Here is a 19,238-nt window from a genome sequence, read left to right on the forward strand (position 1 = left end):
GGGAAAACGGCCCCCGCTTCCCGCTCCGTCGTCTTAGATCGCGTGACCGATCATCGGCGGCGCGCCGAACCGCACATAGGCATCGATGCTGGCCTGCGCGAAGAGCACGAAGAGCCAGGCGGCGATGAAGGTCGCCCCGAACCAGAGTGCGAGATCGCGCAACGCCGCCGGACCGGCCGGGGTGTCGCGGTCCTCCGCGGCGAGAGCGCCGATGACGGCAAAGAACGCCGCCTGCAACGCCGGCACGATGACGATGAGCGCCGCCAGCAGGTCGCCGGGCGGACGGGCGCGGAAGGCGACGACGAGAAAGGCGGCAAGCGCCGCACCGACGCCGACGGTCCGGGGATTCCGGGCGAGCCATCGGGCGGGGTGCAGGCCGGCGCGGTCGGTAAGCGTGGACATGAGTCTTCTCCTTCTCTCTTCGCTCACGAAGAAAGTGACAAGTCGTTTCAAAGTATTCGCGAGGCCCGGCGCGCGTCGCCGCGCCCGCTACCGTTCGACGGGTGAGGTCTTACGGGCGCGGCAGGCCGTGGATTTCCGGCGCCCGGATCGATCCGGGAACGGAAGATCGGCTCACACGCCTGGGAAGCCCGGTGAAGTATTGATGATGCATGGCTGAACTCCGGTAACGCGGTGGATTTGCGGACCGGAACCCTGAAAACACAAGAGCCCCGATCTGGTGGGATGGGGCTCTAAAGTGTCGATTTTGCAGGCTATATCAGCGCGCGCGCAAGCGACCCGGCCCCGAAGGCGAGTAGTTTCGAACGGTGGCCCCGAAGGCCCATTGCATGAGGTCTTTTGTCATGGCGCGCAACCTACGCCTGAGTCGTTTACTTGCCAAACAAATAATCGACGCAATGGAGAATTTTGTCGCACCTGTGTTCTTTTTCACGCAGACGCTGCCGGTTGGCGCTTCGGCGGCGCTCTGGTAAACGATGCGCAGCGAATTTCGAGGCGATGGAGAGACAGGAATGGCGGCGCGGATCAAACCGTTGGTGGCGGGCAACTGGAAGATGAACGGCTTGGGTGCGTCGAAGAAGGAAGTCGTTGCGCTGAAGCGGAAGCTGGCCGGCAAGAAGAAGCCCGCCTGCGACGTGCTGGTCTGCCCGCCGGCGACGCTGATTGCTGCGCTGAAGGAAGCAGCCAAGGGATCGAAGATCGCCATTGGCGGCCAGGACTGCCATGCAAAGGCGAGCGGCGCACATACCGGCGACATCGCGGCCGAGATGCTGAAGGACGCGGGCGCCACTTATGTCATCGCCGGACATTCGGAGCGCCGCGCCGATCACGGCGAGACGGACGCCGTGGTGAGGGCCAAGGCCGAGGCCGCGCACCGCGCGGGCCTGATCGCCATCGTCTGCGTCGGCGAGACGGAGGCCGAGCGCGATGCGGGCAAGACGCTCAGCCTCATCAAGGGCCAGTTGAAAGGCTCGTTGCCGGACGCCGCGACCGCGAAGACGACCGTGATTGCCTATGAGCCCGTATGGGCGATCGGCACGGGGCGCACGCCGACGGCGGACGACGTGGCGAAGGTCCATGCCGCGATCCGCAAGAGCCTCGAAGCGCGCTTCGGCGCCGAGGGCGCGAAGATGCGCATTCTCTATGGCGGCTCGGTGAAGCCATCCAATGCGGCCGAATTGATGGGCGTCGCCAATGTCAACGGCGCGCTGGTCGGCGGCGCGAGCCTGAAAGCGGATGATTTCTGGGGAATTATTTCGGCTTATTGCTGACGGAAACCGCTGAAAACGGCGGATTTCTTATATTCCTTGTAAGTCGGCGGCAAACCGCCTATATACCGGCCATCGAATTTTCTGGTTCGGCTGCTCTCCACGCTCGCGATCGAGCGCCGGACCTGTCTTCCCCGATCCCGAAAAATTTTGATCCGCCACTCGCGCGTGCGATGGCGGCACGATCCAAACACACGAAGGAATGCCAACTATGGCGAACGGAACAGTTAAGTGGTTCAACGGTCAAAAGGGTTTCGGCTTCATCCAGCCGGACGGCGGCGACAAGGACGTTTTCGTCCACATTTCGGCGGTTGAACGCGCCGGCATGAGCACGCTGAACGAAGGCCAGAAGATCGCTTACGATCTCGAGACCGATCAGCGCAGCGGCAAGGTTTCGGCCGCGAATCTGCGCTCGGCTTGATTGCCCGAAAAGGGGCGCTTCGGCGCCCCTTTTTTTATCCGGAGCGGCTCTTATGGCGCGCAAGAAGCCGATGGACGGCGATTTCCTGATGTTCAACGTCGTCTATGAAGACGGCTCGCTGAGCTCGAACCGCAAAGTGCCGACAGCCGAACTCGACGGCGTCAAGGACCTCGCCGCCGCACGCGCCATCATCGAGGCGCAGGACCGCGAGATCGCCGAGAAATCGGGCAGGCCGCGGGGCCGCGTCAAGTCGATCGACCGCGCCGGCCGCAAATAATTCCGCTGCACCGGCCGAACGGAGATACGCATGGCTTTCAAGCCCAACTACAATCACGAACGTGCCGAGCGCAACCGTGCCAAGGCCGCGAAAGCCGAACAGAAGTTGAAGGCGCGCGAGGAAAAGGCAGCCCAGCGCAAGGCGACCGGCGACGGCAATGATGCCGCGCCTGAAGAAGGTTCCGCCGAATGACGACGCAAAAGCATAAATTCGAAATCGGCGAGACAGTCGAGTTCAGCCCCGGCGGTTCCTATCCGCCGACCGCGCGCGGCAGCTACGTCGTGCTGCGCCAGCTCCCCTCCGAAGGCGTCGACTATCAGTACCGCATCAAGAGCGTGACCGACGGCCAGGAACGCATGGTCCGCGAGGGCCAGCTCGGCTAACCGGCAATCGCCGGCCAGATCATCGCGACATAGAGAACGACACCCGCAACGCCGGCGCCGATGCCGAGCGGTTGCGCCGCCGCGCCTTCCGGACGCCGCAGGATCTGCCAGGCGAGTGCGAAGTGGACGAGCGCCAGCAGCGGAAATCCGAAATCCGTCAGTAGACCGAGGATCGGTCCCTCGAAGCCGAGTTGTTCGGCCGCGAGGATGAACATCAGCGGGCTCAGCGCCATCATCGCCCGGCCGATGCGTGCATCGAGTACGCCGCTGCGCCGGACCGTGAGGCCGGTAAAGAACAGCCAGAAGCCCCAGCAGATATTCGAGAGGTGTTCGCCGACCAGCATGCCGGCATAGCGGTTGAACGCACCTTCCATCAGCGCAATCGCTTCATGGCCCGCCTCGGTGGTCGACGGATCGGCCATGCGTTCGGCAAGCCAGGGAATGAGGATCGCCCAGCGCCCGAAACCCATCGCCTGACCGAAGCCGGTGAGGATGCCGAAAACAAGAGCGAGGGTGGCGGCGGTGCCGGCGGCAGGGCCAAGCGTCCGCCAGAGCAGGACGGTCAGCAGCACCTGCGTGATGCCGGTCATGGCCAGCATCCAGTAGGTCGGCATGATGACGGATTGGCCGTCCTGGAAGAGCGCCAGCCGTTCCGGCGCGGGAAGGCGCAGCACCTCCGGGAAATCGAAGACGGCGGCAAGGATCGTGAAGCCGGCAAAGAGCAGAACGATATGGCCGGCCAGCAGCAGGGCGGTCCAGCGGTCATGGGTCTTGTCGATCATGGCGGATCTCCGGTTGAGGCTCCCCGGAACCTAGGAAGGTCCGCGCCATCCGCCTTGAACAGCCACGCCAAATTCGCTCTGGCGCGATTGTTCAAGCCCATTCGGCCGCGGCGTGGCATGCTGCGGCCATGTCCAGCGACACCGCCATCCCCGAGAATGACGTCACCAGCTCCGGCCTGCTGGCGCTGGTGATCTCGACGCTCAGGCTCAAGGCGCCGGAACTGTTGCCGGAAGAGATCGTCATGCCCGATTGCGCCCTGGCGCATGCGCCGGCGTCGATCAAGCGGCGGCTGCTGACAGCGGCTTATGCGGCGAAGGGCGCAGGCTTCATTCTCGACATGGGCCAGCGCATCAAGCAGATCGGTTTCGACCCGGTTATGCATGTGATGCTGCGTTCGGCGACGCCGCAGGTGATGGCCGGCAAGTTCCAGCGTTTCGAGCAGTTCACCCATTCGCGTCACCGCTGCGAGATCGCGGCGGACGGCGAGGGCGGGCTTGCCATCCGCCGGTTTTCGGTCTCCGGCCCGCCGCCGGTCGCGGTCGAGAACCTGCTGATCGCGGGGCTGCTGAAGGCCATGCTCGAGGAGATCGGCTGCCGGGAGGTGACGGCCGAACCGGGGCCGGAGCCCTTCGATCGGTTTCACCTGCGCTGGGCGGCCTTCATGCCCGCCCATGCCGGTAGCGATCCGATGGGGATGGAGGCGCAGCGCGCCCGCGAGCCGCTGAAGGTCTATGGCGTCGACGAGGCCCGGCCGCTCGCCCGGCGCGTGGTCCGGCTGTTGACCGCCGACATTTCCCGCAACTGGGCCTGTGCCGAAATGGCAAGGGAACTGGGGCTTTCAGCCCGGACCTTCCAGCGGCGTCTGAAGGAGGAGGGGACGAGCCTTTCGGCCATCACGCGCGCCGTGCGGACCCGCGAGGCCTGCCAGTTGCTGACCGGCAGCGATTTCAAGCTGACCGAGATCGGCTATTGGTGCGGCTTCTCCGACAGCCCGCATTTTTCGCGGGAATTCCGGCGCGCGCTGGGCGTGCCTCCGGCCCTTTACCGGCAAACGGCGGCCTGACGGCTATTCGCCCGAGAGGGCTGGAAACCGGGGCGCTCATGCGCTACAACGCGCCCGCGACCGGCCGGACCGTCGAGGCCCGGCAGGTGGCGCTTTTTGACCAGATTTCGGACCCCGCGGAGCATCATGGCGACCATCATTCTCATTGTTCATCTGATGATCGCGATTGCGCTGGTGGCGTCCGTGCTGCTGCAGCGCTCCGAAGGTGGCGCGCTCGGGATCGGCGGCGGCGGCGACGGCTTCGTGTCGAGCCGAGGCGCCGGTAGCATGCTGACCCGCACGACGGCCATTCTGGCCGCCATGTTCATGACGACAAGCCTGGTGCTGGGCATTCTCGCCTCGCGCGGCGGCTCGGCCGACTCGGTGCTCGACCGCGTGGCGCCGGCGCCGCAGACCTTGTCGGACGACGACCTGCCGCAAGTGCCGGCGCCGCTCGGCACCGAATTCGCACCCGCCGAAGAGGCCCCGGCCGCGCCGGAACCGGCCGAACCGAGCGTACCCCGGGCCGAATAACCCGCCGCATGGGCAGGGCCCGGCCGGGCCGCGCCCTCGACTATTTTTCGCCGAAGCCGCCTTTGCCGCTTCGAATCGTTTTGCTTGGTGTAATCTAGGGGCCCATGACGCGGTACATCTTCATCACCGGCGGCGTGGTTTCCTCCCTCGGCAAGGGTCTCGCTTCCGCAGCGCTCGGCGCGCTCCTGCAGGCGCGCGGCTATTCCGTGCGGCTTCGGAAACTCGACCCCTATCTGAACGTCGATCCAGGCACGATGTCGCCGATCCAGCACGGCGAGGTCTATGTGACCGACGACGGGGCGGAGACCGACCTCGACCTCGGCCATTACGAGCGCTTCACCGGCGTGCCGGCAAGCCGCGCCGACAACATCACCACCGGCCGCATCTATCAGGACATCATCGCGCGCGAACGCCGCGGCGACTACTTGGGCGGCACGGTGCAGGTGATCCCGCATGTGACCGACGCGATCAAGGAATTCGTGCTCTCGGGCAACGAGGATGTCGACTTCGTGCTCTGCGAGATCGGCGGCACGGTGGGCGACATCGAGGGCCTGCCCTTCTTCGAGGCGATCCGCCAGCTCGGCAACGAACTCGACCGCGGCCAGACCTGCTTCATCCATCTGACGCTGTTGCCGTTCATTCCGTCGGCCGGCGAAATGAAAACCAAGCCGACGCAGCATTCGGTGAAGGAACTGCGCTCGATCGGCATCCAGCCCGACGTGCTGATGTGCCGTTGCGACCGCCCGATCCCCAAGGATGAGCGGCGCAAGATCGCGCTCTTCTGCAATGTCCGCGAGAGTGCTGTCATCGAGGCGATGGATGTCGACACGATCTACGACGTACCGCACGCCTATCACATGGAAGGGCTCGACGCCGAGGTGCTGGCCGTTTTCGGCATCAAGGATGCGCCGGCGCCCGATCTCGCCAAGTGGCAGACCATCACGCATAACATACGCGAGCCGGAAGGCGATGTGACCATCGCCATCGTCGGCAAGTACACCGGCCTCAAGGACGCCTACAAGTCGCTGTCGGAAGCGCTGGTGCATGGCGGCATCGCCAACAAGGTGCGTGTCAACGTCAAATGGGTGGAGTCGGAGGTGTTCGATTCCGAGGACACCGCGCATTACCTCGAAGACGTCGACGGCATTCTGGTGCCGGGCGGCTTTGGCGAACGCGGCTCGGAAGGGAAAATCCGCGCTGCCGAATTCGCCCGCACCCGCAACGTTCCCTATTTCGGCATCTGTTTCGGCATGCAGATGGCGGTGATCGAGGCACTCAGGAATATCGGCGGCCTCGAAGGCGCAAGCTCAACGGAGTTCGGGCCGACCAACGAGCCGGTCGTCGGCCTGATGACCGAATGGATGCGCGAGAACGAACTGGTGAAGCGCGCCGCCCACGGCGATCTCGGCGGCACCATGCGGCTCGGCGCCTACGACGCGGTGCTGGCGGAAGGAAGCCGCGTCGCGCAGATCTACGGCTCGACCCGCATCAACGAGCGCCACCGCCACCGCTACGAAGTCAACATGACCTATCGCGAACAAATCGAGGCGGCGGGGCTCGTCATGTCAGGCGTCTCGCCCGACGGGCTGTTGCCCGAGATCATCGAGATACCGGATCACCCCTGGTATATCGGCGTCCAGTACCACCCGGAGCTGAAGTCGAAGCCCTTCGAGCCGCATCCGCTGTTCCGCTCCTTCGTCGAAGCGGCGGTCGAGCAGAGCCGGTTGGTCTAGGCCGTCTGCTTCTCGCCCCTGATCTGCGCCGAGACCTGCGCGCGCAGCTCTTCCGATCCGAATTGCGCGGCGGCGGGATCGAGCTTGCCGAGTGCGAATTCCGGCGGCACGACTTCCGGGCCTTCGCCGGCCGGCAGCGGCGGCGTGTAATAGCCGAGCGCGTAGCTTCCCATCGAATAGCCGATCAGCGCCTGAAGCCCGGGGTCGAGCGTCTTTGCGATCTCGGGCGGGCAGGAGAGATACTGGTTCTCCTCCTGCCGGAGCCAGCCCAGCGTGTAGGTGATGTTGATGCCGATGCGGTCGCCATTGGAGACGTTCGCGCCGCCGCCGTGAAAAACGCCGCCCGAATAGATCAGCACCGAGCCCGCCGACATTTCGGCGTATCCGATCTCTTCGTCCTTGGGCTGATAATCGTCCGGCCAGTCGAGGCTGCCGGGGCAGACCTGCGTGGCGCCGTTTTCCTTCGTGAAGTCGGTCATCGCCCAGATGGTATTGAACTGCGGTTCGAGGCCCTTGAGGTAGGTGCCCCAGGCCCAGCGGTCGCGATGGATCTGCTGCTTCTTCTGGCCCGGCGTGATGCGGATGACCTGCGTCAGGTGAAGCTGGATGCGCTCGCAGAAGGGCTTGAGGAAGGCGTTCGCCGCTTCGACAACGGTCTTGTTCATCACCATGTCTCGGCAGGCCGGCGAGCGGGCGACAAGGGCGCCGGTGCGGGTCGTCAGATTGCCGGTGAAATCGTCGCGGCCGAATTCCGTCGCCTCGATATAGGGCATGGTCTCGGCGCGTACCTGCGCGAGTTGCGCCGGCGTCAGCGCATCTTTCAGGATCAGCGCACCGTCGCGTTTCAGCACCGCCAGAATTTCATCGGCCGACGCGGTGGCAGGCAGCGTCTGAAGTTTCGGCATTCTGTTTGTCCTCCGGTTTTCAGCGCGACGGCAAAAGCGGGCGCAGCATGGCTTCGAGTTGTTGTCGCTGGCGTTCGGGCGGCCACTCCTCGCGCTCCAGCGAGGTACGGACGCCAAAGCCGTCAATGACCGAAATGATCGCGTCGGCGGTGCTTGCGGGTGCGATGTCGCGGCTCAGCTTTCCGAGCTTCTGCTGGGCGCGGATGAGGCCGGCGATGCCGTCGCGAAATTCCTCGTAATAGGCCTTGTTGATGCGGGCGAGGGCGGGGTCGCCGACGGCGCGGCCGAAGAAGCTCAGCCAGACGCGCCAGTCGCGCAGCCGCTGTTCGTCGACGGGCAGCAGAAGCGCCGCCAGTTCGACAAGGTCGTCGTCGGCGGTCGCGTGACGAATGGCATGGAGAATGTCCTGCGCGAGACGATCCAGCGCCGCCAGCAGCAAGGCATCCTTGCCCTCGAAATAATGGGTGATGGCGCCGGTCGTCGCGTTTGCGGCGCGGGCCACATCGACCAGTCGCGTGTTGTCGATGCCCTGTTCGCCGATCACGGAGATGGCGGCTCTGGCGATGTCGCGGCGGCGGGCATTGTGGTCGATCTTTTTTGGCATAATGGTGATTATATAAAAATTGCGCTGGGGTGCAAGAGAGAGAGAGAGAGAGAGAGAGAGAGAGAGAGAGAGAGAGAGAGAGAGAGAGAGAGAGAGAGAGAAGGCATGGCCGGAAAAATAGAAAGCCAGAAACGGCTCCTATAGGCATCTCTCGTTTGTTCCGGTCGAGTAGACCCGGGCGACGGTCGGAGGGACCGCCGCCCGACGAGGCCGCCTAGTTCACTGGATAGCGTATATTGGCCAACCGGCCCTGATGCAGGAACTGGATGTTCTGGAAGCCGCCACTCTCAACGGTGTAGGTGATTTCCGAGGCAGTGGCGCTATGGATGATCATTACGACACCATCGACATTCGCCCTCACGTCCTGCGTATTCGCCCCGAACAGATGCTTGTCCTCATAGGTGAGGCTGCGTTTGGGCAAATCGGCTCCCTTGGTCCGCGCGCCTGCGGAGGTGAGAAGAAGCTGTCCTCCCTCGATGCCACCGAAATAGACGTTCATCTTGATGAGAAATTCCGGCTCGCCGATCTCCACCATCTCGTAGGGAACGGATGACGCGAGGTCTGCGACCCCCGTGGACGGATCGTAGACGTCGAGCGGGTGGTTGAGCCGCGAGAACGCATCGAAAGTTCCGTCGCCCGTCCGATCGATCAGGCAACCGCCCAGATTGCCCGCCAAACCGCTATATGTGACCGGCACGGTGGTGCAGTAAACCGCCTCGCCGTTCTTTCCCCGCGTGAAGGCGGAGAAGGTAGCGCCTTTGGAAGCCGTGAAACGGAAAGCCCAATTTTCGTCGTTGATGTCCGCGAGAAGGCGAGCACCATGCTTGGGCCCATATGTCGCGGTGTAGATGATCTTGTTGAGCGCGACGGTCTGCTTCGCACCAACCGCCGGCGAGCTTTCGACCAGATCGGGCTTCGGATACGCGTAATTCTGGAACTGCGGCGCCAGGATTGCTTCCTTCTGCTCCATGCTGGTGCAGGCGGCAAGCGCGGCGAACAAAGCAAGGGCGACCGTCGAGCGGCCCCATGTAGTGAAGCTCATTTGGATATCCCCCCATTTTTCCCGGCGCAAAGAGGCGCCGGGTCAATGGACTGAGCCTATCATTCAAGCGGAGAGTTCGAACGGCTTAAACTTCTTCAATCCGCGCACAGGCCAGCATCGGCCCGGATCGACATGCAGCAGCCGTACGAATTGCTGACCGCAATGCATGTCGCGTTCGACCACGCTGTCCCTGCGCCGTTGCAATATCGCGGCAGCGGGCATTGTGGTCGATCTTTTTTAGCATAATGGTGATTATATAAAAATCGGGGCCGGGCGCAAGGTGGATAGCAAATGCCCGTGTGCCGGCTCAGCCGCGTCCGCGATAGGGCGCGACGCCCTGGTCCGGCACCCAGAGACCGGCAGGGAGCCGGCCCTTTTGCCAGAAGACGTCGATCGGTATGCCGCCGCGCGGATACCAGTAGCCGCCGATGCGGAGCCATTTCGGCTTCAGCGTGTCGACCAGCCGTTTGCCGATGGCGACCGTGCAGTCCTCGTGAAACGCGCCGTGATTGCGGAAGGACTGCATGTAGAGCTTCAGCGATTTCGACTCGACCAGCCATTTGCCGGGCACATAGTCGATGACGAGATGCGCGAAGTCGGGCTGGCCGGTGACCGGACAGATCGAAGTGAATTCAGGCACCGTGAAGCGCGCCACATAATCGGTGTCGGCATGCGGATTGACGACGCGTTCCAGCACCGCCTCGCCGGGCGAGGCGGGCAGGGGCGCCGCCTTGCCGAGTTGTTTCAGGCCTGCCGGCTTCTTCGCCATCATTCGCTCTCCGTCATTCGCTTTCGGGCCCGTCATAGACGCAGCCCTCGCGGCACGAACCGCGATGAACCTCGACCCGCGCGATCTCGGGCAACGGCTTTGCGAGTTCGTTCCATATCCAGGCGGCGATCCGCTCCAGCGTCGGAAATTCGAGGCCGTCGATCTCGTTAAGCAGATGATGATCGAGTTTCTCGCGCACCGCCATGACCTCGCGCTCGACATCCTCGAAATGGCGAAGGATGCCGGTGTCGGCCGCGGGCTTGCCCGCTAGCCACACCACGACACGGAACGAATGACCGTGCATCCGGCGGTTCGGATGGCCTTCCTCCGCGTAAGGGAGGAAATGCGCGGCGTCGAAATGGAACTCTTTATATATCTTCATCACGGAATACCGATCAGCTTGTGCGTCTGCAGGCTTAAGCGCCATTTGGGATGCGCGAGGCAATAGGCGGTCGCCGCGCGCGTGTTGTCTTCGGTGTTGTCGCCGTCCATCGGCTGCAAAAAGAAATGCCGGAAGTCGAGCCCTTCGAAGCGTTCCGGCTTTGCCTTGTCTTGCGGATAGACCAGCTTCAATTCGTCGCCGCTTGTCTGCTTCAAACCGGCCTCGGCCTTCGGGCTGACGCAGATCCAGTCGAGCCCCGCCGGCGCCGCGATGGTGCCGTTGGTCTCGACGGCGATTTCGAAGCCGCGTTCGTGCAGCGCGTCGATCAGCACCGCGTCGAGCTGCAACAACGGTTCGCCGCCGGTGCAGACGACAAAGCGATCCGCCGCCGCGCCCTGCCATGCGCGCTCGACGGCGCTCGCCAGCGCTGCCGCTTGCGCGAACTTGCCGCCGCCCTCGCCGTCGGTGCCGACGAAATCCGTGTCGCAGAAATTGCAGACGGCCGAGGCGCGGTCTTCCTCACGGCCCGACCAGAGATTGCAGCCGGCGAAACGACAAAACACCGCCGCGCGACCGGCATTCGCACCTTCGCCTTGCAGCGTGTAGAAAATTTCCTTCACCGAATACATCGTCTCGTTCTCTAGGTCTTGCCGGCGACATAGGCCGCATATCCGCGCGCGCGCAGTTCGCAGGCCGGGCAGGCATTGCAACCATAGCCCCAGTCGTGACGCTTCGAGCGGTCACCGCGATAGCAGCTATGGCTCTCCTCGACGATCAGCTCGACCAGTGCCTTGCCGCCCAGTTCCTCGGCGAGCCGCCATGTCGCCGCTTTATCGATCCGCATCAGGGGCGTTTCAAGCCTGAATTCCCGATCCATGCCGAGACAAATCGCCCGTTCCAGCGCCGCGATCGTGTCGGCGCGGCAATCCGGGTATCCCGAATAATCGGTTTCGCACATCCCGCCGACAAGCACCGTCGCACCGCGGCGATAGCCCAGTGCCGCCGCATAGGTGAAAAACAGCAGGTTCCGGCCCGGCACGAAGGTGGTCGGCAGGCCGTTCTCGCCCATTTCGATCTCGACTTCGCGGGTCAGCGCGGTTTCGCTGATCGTCCCGAGTTCGGGCAGCGAAATCGTGTGATCGGGACCGAGCCGCGCTGCCCAGTCCGGCGACAAGGCGGCGATGCCGGCGCGCAGCGTCTCGCGGCAGGAAAGCTCGACCGCATGTGTCTGGCCGTAGTCGAAGCCCACCGTCTCGACGTATTCATGGCGTGCCAACGCCCAGGCGAGGCAGACCGTCGAGTCCTGCCCGCCGGAGAAAAGCACCAGCGCCTTGGAAGTTTCGGGTATCGCCATTGCCTGTCCGCTCCGTTCGGGGCTGTTGAACAGGAGGGGCTCCCTCGCGTCAAGCAGGCAAGAAAATGGCCCCGGACGGGTTCGATGCCGTCCGGGGCCATTGTCGCCGGGTTCAGGTCCGCCTCAGAAGGAATAGGCGAGGCTGGCGCTGATGAAGTCGCGGTCGGCAATCGGATTGTTGAAGCCGCCCCCGAAGCTGTTGGTGTAGCTGATGCTGCCACGCCAGGTGCTCTGGTAGTCGGCATCAAGGCCGATCGAGACCTGCTTCATGCCCTTCAGGTAGTTGGCCGTGACGGGCCCCGGCGAATAGCCGCTGACGTCGTGACGCCAGCCGATATTGGGGCTCAATGTGACTGCCGAGCCGAAGGCGTTGTTGTAGCTGGCAATCAGGACGGCGCGGTATCCGCTGGAGAAGCTGGTCGCATATTGCGGATTGTTGAAGGTCGGAGACAACAGGGCCGCGGCGAACGGATTGCGGACGCCGCCTTCCGGGCCGACGCGGTTGAGCGGATAGTCGCCTGCATCCGGCACATAGACGAACCCGGCATTGAAGACGAAGGCCGCCGAATCCGCGCGCAGAAACGCCGGGATGTCGTCCGTGGTGGTGAAGGACTGGATGGTGCCGATCTGTCCCTGCCAGGCGTCGAGTTCGATCATGTGAACCGTGTCCTGGTTGGGACCGGCGGCCGGCAGCATGCTGACCGGGCCGGGCGAGCCGAGCAGACCGCCCGATGCCCCTGTGCCATCGAGCTGCGAGGCGTTCTGCTCCATGTCGGAAACGCCGAACGGCATGTTCGGCGAGAACGTCATTTCGCCGGAGACGGCGGTGCCGCCAAGCGTGGTGGCGAAGCTCACACCAAGCGTTTCGATTGTCGGGAAGCTGTAGAAGTAGCGAAGCTGACCGGCCGCATAGGCGAAGGCCGCGTCGTTGAGCGCATCGCCCGGCGAACCGCAAGGCAACGCGCCGACAAAGCCCTGAACCGTCGCACAGGCGCTGGCGAGATCGTCCGGACCCGTCGTAAAGCCGAGATAGGGAAGACGGCTCGTGTAACGAACGAAGTAAAGTCCGAAATCGACGCCCGAGCCGAGATCCTCGGCATAGTAGCGCAGCGCCGCACCGAACTGGTCGCGCTTGCTTTCCACGCGGTCCGCCGAACGCTGCACGGCAACCGGCACCAGCGGGTTGGGCGGGAAGCTGCCGGGAGGCGCCGCAAGATCGGGATTGTCGACGACCGCATTGAGAAGGGCCGGCAGCGAACCGCGGCCGACGATGTCGTCGTTCGAGAAGAAGGAGCCTGCCGGGTCGAGCTCGGTGCGCTCATAGCCGAACTGCCAGAAGGCTTCGAAGGATAGGTTCGACGTGATCGTTGTCGAAGCGAAGAGCATCGGCATCGGCGTCAGCGCGTCTTTCAACTCCGCGCCCGGCGTCCGAATGCGGCTGACATCGACGGCCTGGAAAGCATTGACGCCGCCCTGAATGAACAGGCTCTCGCCCCAATTCAGCACCTGCCAGCCGAGACGGGCGGTAGTGAAGTGACCGTCGATGTCCCAACTGCCATGGACGAAGGCATCGAGAACGTCGAAGTCGTAATCAAGCTGATCCTTGCCGTCCTTGTTGAGGTCGCGAAAGCGCAGATCGTTCTTCGCATAGATGTGATCGTAGAAAGCTGTCGGGCGGAGGAAGAAGCCGTAATTCTCCCAGCTTCCCTGAATGTCCATCGTCGCCTTCAGCGTGGCGTTGGTGAAGTCCCAGCGATCGAAATTGAGATTGCCGTTGTCCGAGTTGACGCCGGTGACGCGCCCGTCGCTATTCATGCAGCCGCCATTGACCAGCGATACACGGCGGCAGTCGCGCTCGCTGGCGCGGACCGTGACGCCGGCGGAGACGGTGGTGTCGATGGACAGATTCATGTCTCCGAACTGATAGCTCGCCGCCGCGGCGTCCGAGGCGCCGAAGACGAAGAGCGCGGCGGCCGCACTGGCGATTGCCCCGGCCATGCCACTTTTGCGTAGCGCCGGTTCATTCGTGACAGGCCGCTTTCCTGTCGATACTGTCATTTTGCTAGTTCCTCCCGCTTGGATGGATTCGGCCGGTTGGCCCGGTTCTGGATGGGTTTGGGGCGGGGACATCTGGTCGGGAAATAACGGCCGGTGCCCCCAGGAACCGGCCGCCGAGGTGGTGAGGGATGCTGACCTTTTGCGAGGATCGAGGAGAAGCTTCGCGATAGGTCAATCTTTTATGGAAAGGTTTTCTATAGGTATAAAAAACCTAATAAAAAACTGCATATATCGAATGGACGCTCTCTGCAAGCGTTCTAATCTGCTGTCGGGGAGGAAGCGGATTGAATACCAAGGAACTGTTGCTCAGTGTCCTCATGGGGGGACCCGCCACGGGCTACGACATCAAGAAGGTCATGGAGCATGACGTCTCGACGTTGGTCGATGTCAGCCTCTCGAATCTCTATCCGGCCCTGAACGAACTGGCCGCCGAAGGATTGGTTACTTTCCGCAAGGTCGAGCAGGACAATCGGCCCAACAAGAAAATCTACGAGCTGACGGCTGCGGGGCAGGAGGCTTGCCTTCGCGCGCTGATGAAGGGCGATGCCCGGCACCGGCTGCGTTCGGAATTCATTTTCATCCTGAGCTTCGTGCCCTTCCTTCCGCGCTGGCGGGTGAAGGAGTTGCTCGACCAGCGGCTGGCCGACACCAACGCGGTTTTGGAAGATCTCGACCGGCGCGACGCCGAGGACAACGGCACCTTGCGCGAGGGCCAGCGATTCTGCATCGGCTTCGGCCGGGCGATGATGGAGGCGCAGCGCGACTACATCATCGCGCACGGCGCGGAACTGCTGGATAGCTGTCCCGACGAAAACCCGCTAAGGGCCGTTTCAGCCGATTGACCGGCTGCGCGGAATAGCCCCTTTCGCCGCCGCCGCCTCTCCGCTATGAAACCGCCACACGGGAAGCGCGCAGAGACGGAGCGGACATGGCTGCCATCATCGACATTATCGGCCGGGAAATTCTGGACAGCCGGGGCAACCCGACCGTCGAAGTGGATGTGCTGCTGGAGGACGGTGCGCTGGGCCGCGCCGCGGTGCCGTCCGGCGCCTCAACCGGCGCACATGAGGCGGTTGAGTTGCGCGACGGCGGGCCGCGCTACAAGGGCAAGGGCGTCCTGAAAGCGGTCGACGCCGTCAATGGCGAGATATTCGACGCCATCGGTGGCATGGACGCCGGCGAGCAGATCCTGATCGACCGCACGATGTGCGATCTCGACGGCACGCCCAACAAGTCGCGCCTCGGCGCCAACGCGATCCTCGGCGTGTCGCTGGCGGTGGCGAAAGCCGAAGCCGCCTCGCTCGGCCAGCCGCTGTTCCGCTATCTCGGCGGACCTGCCGCGCGCATCCTGCCGGTGCCGATGATGAACATCGTCAATGGCGGCCAGCATGCCGACAATCCGATCGACATCCAGGAATTCATGATCATGCCGGTAGCGGCCGGTTCTATTGCCGATGCGGTGCGCATGGGCGCGGAAGTCTTTCACACGCTGAAGGCGGAACTGAAAGCTGCCGGCCACAACACGAATGTCGGCGACGAGGGCGGCTTCGCGCCCAACCTCGCCTCGACCGAGGACGCGCTCGGTTTTGTGATGAAGGCGATCGAGAAGGCCGGATACAAGCCCGGCAGCGACATTTTTCTGGCGATCGATGCGGCATCGACGGAGTTCTTCAAGGACGGCGTCTACAACCTCGAAGGCGAGGGCAAGAAGCTCGATGCTGGTGGCATGGTCGACTATTGGGCAAAGCTCGTCGGCAATTACCCGATCATCTCCATCGAAGACGGCATGGCCGAGGACGACTGGGAGGGCTGGAAGGCGCTGACCGACAGGATCGGCAATAAAGTGCAGCTCGTCGGCGACGATCTCTTCGTCACCAACACGAAGCGCCTCGCCGACGGTATCGCAAGCGGCACCGCGAACTCGATCCTCGTCAAGGTCAACCAGATCGGTTCGCTGACCGAGACGCTCGGCGCCGTCGAGATGGCGCATAAAGCGCGCTACACTGCCGTCATGTCGCACCGCTCGGGCGAAACCGAAGACGCGACCATCGCCGATCTCGCGGTCGCCACCAATTGCGGGCAGATCAAAACCGGTTCGCTGGCGCGCTCCGACCGCCTGGCGAAATACAACCAGCTCATCCGCATCGAGGAACTGCTCGGGCCGACGGCCGAGTTTGCCGGGCAGAGCGTCCTGAAGCGCTGAGTGTCGGTTTTCGTCGAACCCGACAAATGCCGCTTGACCGTTGGAATCGCTATGTGATTCCCTGCTGTTGATGGAAAACGAGCTGTTGATTCGAACCCGCGAGCCGCTGCGCCTCCGACAGGCGCTGATCCCGCTCGTCTGTCTCGTCGTCCTTGGCTATTTCGCCTATCACGCGGTCTATGGCCGTCACGGCTTCATCGCCTGGCTCGGCATCCAGAACCGCGTCGACACGCTTGAACATCAGCTTGTCGAAATGCGCGGCCAGCGCGAGCAGCTCGACCGGCAGGTGGCGCTGCTCCGGCCCGAAAGCCTCGATCCGGATCTTCTGGATGAGCGTGCCCGCTCGGCGCTGGGCTATGCAGGCGATAACGAGGTGGTGATTTTTCTCGATCGCCCCTGAAGCGCCCGCAACGTCATTTAACTGAAATCAAGTTAATTCGACGTTTTTCGATTGAAACCAAACCTTTATCATCCACTTCTAAAGTATGGTGAACGGGCTGGCGAACAGCGCTAGCTCTCGAGAGACCCTGTTTCCCGGACGCGCCCCAGCCGTCCCGATGTCGCCGAGGCCCCCGAATGGCGTCCCGCACTTCCAGCAAATCCGCTGCCGGCAAGCCGGCCAAAAAGCCCGCCGCCAAGCCTGCGAAGAAAGCCGAAAAATCCGCGTCCCTGTCGCCGAAGGACGAGTTGCAGGCCTATCGCGACATGCTGCTGATCCGCCGCTTCGAGGAGAAGGCGGGTCAGATGTACGGCATGGGTCTGATCGGCGGCTTCTGTCACCTCTATATCGGCCAGGAGGCGGTCGTCGTCGGTATGCAGATGGCGATAGAGGAGGGCGACCAGGTCATCACCGGCTATCGCGATCACGGTCACATGCTGGCCTGTGGCATGGACCCGAAAGGCGTGATGGCGGAGTTGACGGGCCGCGAAGGCGGCTATTCGCGCGGCAAGGGCGGCTCGATGCACATGTTCAGTATCGAGAAACGCTTCTATGGCGGCCACGGTATTGTCGGCGCGCAGGTGCCGATCGGCACCGGACTCGCTTTCGCCAATAGCTATCGTGACAACGGCAGGGTTTGCCTCACCTATTTCGGCGACGGCGCCGCCAATCAGGGTCAGGTCTATGAAAGCTTCAACATGGCCGAGCTCTGGCGCCTGCCGGTCGTCTATGTGATCGAGAACAACCAGTATGCGATGGGAACCAGCGTCGCCCGTGCGAGCGCGCAGACCAACCTGTCGAAACGCGGCGCCAGCTTCAACATTCCAGGCGAACAGGTCGACGGCATGGACGTGCGCGCCGTGCGCGCCGCCGGCGAGAAGGCCGCCGAATTCTGCCGCAGCGGCAAGGGCCCCTACATCCTCGAGATGATGACCTACCGCTATCGCGGCCATTCGATGTCCGACCCGGCGAAATATCGTGCGCGGGAGGAGGTCGCCAAGATGCGCCAGGAACACGACCCGATCGAACAAGTCCGCGCACGCCTTCTGGCGGGCAAGCATGTGACCGAAGATGAGCTGAAAGAAATCGACAAGGAGATCAAGGCCGTCGTCAACGACGCCGCCGAATTCGCGCAATCGAGCCCGGAGCCCGATCCGTCGGAACTCTGGACCGACGTGTTGGCGGAGGTCTGAACCGATGCCGACCGAAATCCTGATGCCCGCGCTCTCGCCGACCATGGAGGAAGGCACGCTCGCCAAATGGCTGGTGAAGGAGGGCGATGAGGTGAAATCCGGCGACGTCATCGCCGAAATCGAAACCGACAAGGCGACGATGGAAGTCGAGGCGGCCGACGAAGGCACCGTCGCGAAACTCGTTGTGCCGGAAGGCACCGAGAACGTGAAGGTCAACGCGGTGATCGCGCTGCTTGCCGGCGAAGGCGAGGATGCGTCGAAGGCCAAAACAGAAAGCCGGCCGAAGAAGGAAAAGCCTGCGCCGAAAGCGAAAACCGAAAAGGACGAGAAGGACGCCGTCGAGCACAAGCAGCCGAAGATCGAGGTCAAGACCGATCCCGGCATTCCCGACGGCACCGAATTTGTGACGCAGACCGTGCGCGAGGCGCTGCGTGACGCGATGGCCGAAGAGATGCGCCGCGACGACAACGTCTTCGTGATGGGCGAGGAAGTGGCGCAATACGAAGGCGCCTACAAGGTGACGCAAGGCCTGCTCGCCGAATTCGGCGACCGGCGCGTGGTCGACACGCCGATCACCGAACATGGCTTTGCCGGCCTCGGCGTCGGCGCGGCATTCGCAGGTCTACGCCCCATCGTCGAATTCATGACCTTCAACTTCGCCATGCAGGCGATCGACCACCTGATCAATTCGGCGGCCAAGACGCGCTACATGTCGGGCGGCCAGATGTCTTGTCCCATCGTCTTCCGCGGACCGAACGGCCCCGCGTCGCGCGTCGGCGCGCAGCACAGCCACGACTATGCCTCGTGGTACGCGCATATTCCGGGCCTCGTCGTCATCGCGCCTTATTCGGCGGCGGATGCGAAGGGGCTGCTCAAGGCCGCGATCCGCGACCCGAACCCGGTCGTCTTCCTCGAAAACGAAGTGCTCTACGGCAAGACCTTCGAGGTGCCGGTGCTCGACGATCATGTGTTGCCCATCGGCAAGGCGCGCGTGATGAAGGAGGGCAGCGACGTTACCCTCGTATCGCACAGCCACGGCCTCGCCTATTGCCTTGAAGCGATGGCGAAGCTCGAAGAGGAGGGGATCGATGTCGAGTTGATCGACCTGCGCACCATCCGTCCGCTCGACATCGACACCATTATCGCCTCGGTCAAAAAGACCAACCGGCTCGTGACGGTCGAGGAGACATGGCCGGTCTGCGGCATCGGCGCCGAAATCGCCGCACGCGTACAGGCCGACGCTTTCGATTTTCTCGATGCACCGATCCTGCGCGTGACGCAGAAAGACGTGCCGATGCCCTATGCGGCCAATCTCGAAAAGCTGGCGCTACCGAGCGCCGAGGAAGTGGTGGAGGCGGTGAAAGCCGTCTGCTACCGCTGAGGGGTGGG

23 protein-coding genes are annotated in these 19,238 nt (G+C 63.3%); 13 read left to right on the forward strand and 10 right to left on the reverse strand.

Features of this window, described 5'->3' with window-relative positions; all coding sequences use genetic code 11:
- Positions 1 to 33: 33 nt before the first annotated feature.
- The gene (locus tag KF719_RS00100) at positions 34 to 402 is read right to left on the reverse strand and encodes a hypothetical protein (RefSeq protein WP_293506051.1); all 369 of its coding nucleotides are present in this window, start codon (positions 400 to 402) and stop codon (positions 34 to 36) included.
- Positions 403 to 971: 569 nt separating this feature from the next.
- Here KF719_RS00100 and tpiA point away from each other — a divergent pair.
- The 5 genes from tpiA (at position 972) to KF719_RS00125 (ending at position 2,808) form a co-directional block, all read left to right on the forward strand.
- The gene (gene tpiA, locus KF719_RS00105; RefSeq protein ID WP_293506053.1) at positions 972 to 1,730 is read left to right on the forward strand and encodes a triose-phosphate isomerase; all 759 of its coding nucleotides are present in this window, start codon (positions 972 to 974) and stop codon (positions 1,728 to 1,730) included.
- A gap of 208 nt (positions 1,731 to 1,938) precedes the next feature.
- Positions 1,939 to 2,148 (forward strand): cold-shock protein, encoded by a 210-nt coding sequence (locus KF719_RS00110; RefSeq protein WP_293506055.1) that lies wholly within the window; start codon positions 1,939 to 1,941, stop codon positions 2,146 to 2,148.
- Positions 2,149 to 2,200: 52 nt separating this feature from the next.
- Positions 2,201 to 2,425: a hypothetical protein gene (locus tag KF719_RS00115; protein ID WP_293506056.1), complete on the forward strand. Its 225-nt coding sequence runs from the start codon at positions 2,201 to 2,203 to the stop codon at positions 2,423 to 2,425.
- 30 nt (positions 2,426 to 2,455) lie between these two features.
- A complete protein-coding gene (locus tag KF719_RS00120; protein WP_293506057.1) occupies positions 2,456 to 2,617 on the forward strand; it encodes a hypothetical protein in 162 nt (53 codons plus the stop codon).
- Entirely contained in the window at positions 2,614 to 2,808 is a 195-nt protein-coding gene (locus tag KF719_RS00125) for a hypothetical protein (protein WP_293506058.1), read from the forward strand. The genes KF719_RS00120 and KF719_RS00125 overlap by 4 nt, the downstream gene beginning before the upstream one ends.
- Here the strand turns inward: KF719_RS00125 and KF719_RS00130 are convergent.
- Entirely contained in the window at positions 2,805 to 3,590 is a 786-nt protein-coding gene (locus KF719_RS00130) for a DUF4386 family protein (protein WP_293506059.1), read from the reverse strand. The two genes, KF719_RS00125 and KF719_RS00130, sit on opposite strands and share 4 nt — an antisense overlap.
- A gap of 128 nt (positions 3,591 to 3,718) precedes the next feature.
- Here KF719_RS00130 and KF719_RS00135 point away from each other — a divergent pair, with 128 nt between their 5' ends.
- From KF719_RS00135 to KF719_RS00145, 3 genes are all read left to right on the forward strand, one after another.
- Positions 3,719 to 4,654: an AraC family transcriptional regulator gene (locus KF719_RS00135; protein ID WP_293506060.1), complete on the forward strand. Its 936-nt coding sequence runs from the start codon at positions 3,719 to 3,721 to the stop codon at positions 4,652 to 4,654.
- A 126-nt stretch (positions 4,655 to 4,780) separates the two neighbouring features.
- Positions 4,781 to 5,167: a preprotein translocase subunit SecG gene (secG, locus tag KF719_RS00140; RefSeq protein ID WP_293506062.1), complete on the forward strand. Its 387-nt coding sequence runs from the start codon at positions 4,781 to 4,783 to the stop codon at positions 5,165 to 5,167.
- 104 nt (positions 5,168 to 5,271) lie between these two features.
- A complete protein-coding gene (locus KF719_RS00145; protein WP_293506064.1) occupies positions 5,272 to 6,900 on the forward strand; it encodes a CTP synthase in 1,629 nt (542 codons plus the stop codon).
- Here the strand turns inward: KF719_RS00145 and KF719_RS00150 are convergent.
- The 8 genes from KF719_RS00150 to KF719_RS00185 all read right to left on the reverse strand — a co-directional run bounded on the left by KF719_RS00150 (position 6,897) and on the right by KF719_RS00185 (position 13,954).
- Positions 6,897 to 7,805, reverse strand: a complete 909-nt coding sequence (locus KF719_RS00150) for a phytanoyl-CoA dioxygenase family protein (protein ID WP_293506066.1) — start codon at positions 7,803 to 7,805, stop codon at positions 6,897 to 6,899. The two genes, KF719_RS00145 and KF719_RS00150, sit on opposite strands and share 4 nt — an antisense overlap.
- 19 nt (positions 7,806 to 7,824) lie before the next feature.
- Positions 7,825 to 8,409, reverse strand: coding sequence for a TetR/AcrR family transcriptional regulator (locus KF719_RS00155; protein WP_293506068.1), 585 nt, complete (start codon positions 8,407 to 8,409; stop codon positions 7,825 to 7,827).
- Positions 8,410 to 8,623: 214 nt separating this feature from the next.
- Positions 8,624 to 9,451 (reverse strand): hypothetical protein, encoded by an 828-nt coding sequence (locus KF719_RS00160; RefSeq protein WP_293506070.1) that lies wholly within the window; start codon positions 9,449 to 9,451, stop codon positions 8,624 to 8,626.
- A 307-nt stretch (positions 9,452 to 9,758) separates the two neighbouring features.
- Positions 9,759 to 10,220 carry a preQ(1) synthase gene (gene queF, locus KF719_RS00165; RefSeq protein ID WP_293510529.1) on the reverse strand — a complete coding sequence of 154 codons (462 nt, stop codon included), beginning with the start codon at positions 10,218 to 10,220 and terminating at the stop codon, positions 9,759 to 9,761.
- 13 nt (positions 10,221 to 10,233) lie between these two features.
- Complete coding sequence (locus tag KF719_RS00170; RefSeq protein ID WP_293506072.1) at positions 10,234 to 10,602, reverse strand: 6-carboxytetrahydropterin synthase; 369 nt, start codon at positions 10,600 to 10,602, stop codon at positions 10,234 to 10,236.
- A complete protein-coding gene (gene queE, locus KF719_RS00175) occupies positions 10,602 to 11,231 on the reverse strand; it encodes a 7-carboxy-7-deazaguanine synthase (protein ID WP_293506074.1) in 630 nt (209 codons plus the stop codon). The genes KF719_RS00170 and queE overlap by 1 nt, the downstream gene beginning before the upstream one ends.
- A gap of 11 nt (positions 11,232 to 11,242) precedes the next feature.
- Positions 11,243 to 11,956 (reverse strand): 7-cyano-7-deazaguanine synthase QueC, encoded by a 714-nt coding sequence (gene queC / locus KF719_RS00180; RefSeq protein WP_293506076.1) that lies wholly within the window; start codon positions 11,954 to 11,956, stop codon positions 11,243 to 11,245.
- A 123-nt stretch (positions 11,957 to 12,079) separates the two neighbouring features.
- Positions 12,080 to 13,954, reverse strand: a complete 1,875-nt coding sequence (locus KF719_RS00185; protein WP_293506078.1) for a DUF1302 domain-containing protein — start codon at positions 13,952 to 13,954, stop codon at positions 12,080 to 12,082.
- Between the two features lie 344 nt (positions 13,955 to 14,298).
- Between KF719_RS00185 and KF719_RS00190 the strand changes: the two genes are divergently transcribed.
- From KF719_RS00190 to KF719_RS00210, 5 genes are all read left to right on the forward strand, one after another.
- Positions 14,299 to 14,856, forward strand: coding sequence for a PadR family transcriptional regulator (locus KF719_RS00190; protein WP_293506080.1), 558 nt, complete (start codon positions 14,299 to 14,301; stop codon positions 14,854 to 14,856).
- 86 nt (positions 14,857 to 14,942) lie between these two features.
- Entirely contained in the window at positions 14,943 to 16,217 is a 1,275-nt protein-coding gene (gene eno / locus KF719_RS00195; protein WP_293506081.1) for a phosphopyruvate hydratase, read from the forward strand.
- Between the two features lie 85 nt (positions 16,218 to 16,302).
- Complete coding sequence (locus KF719_RS00200) at positions 16,303 to 16,617, forward strand: septum formation initiator family protein (RefSeq protein ID WP_293506082.1); 315 nt, start codon at positions 16,303 to 16,305, stop codon at positions 16,615 to 16,617.
- Between the two features lie 176 nt (positions 16,618 to 16,793).
- On the forward strand, positions 16,794 to 17,849 hold the full coding sequence (pdhA, locus tag KF719_RS00205; protein ID WP_293506084.1) for a pyruvate dehydrogenase (acetyl-transferring) E1 component subunit alpha: 1,056 nt from the start codon (positions 16,794 to 16,796) through the stop codon (positions 17,847 to 17,849).
- Between the two features lie 4 nt (positions 17,850 to 17,853).
- Complete coding sequence (locus KF719_RS00210) at positions 17,854 to 19,230, forward strand: pyruvate dehydrogenase complex E1 component subunit beta (RefSeq protein ID WP_293506086.1); 1,377 nt, start codon at positions 17,854 to 17,856, stop codon at positions 19,228 to 19,230.
- Positions 19,231 to 19,238 lie beyond the last annotated feature (8 nt).

It is taken from the genome of Parvibaculum sp. (genome assembly GCF_019635935.1).
Classification (GTDB): Bacteria; Pseudomonadota; Alphaproteobacteria; order Parvibaculales; family Parvibaculaceae; genus Parvibaculum.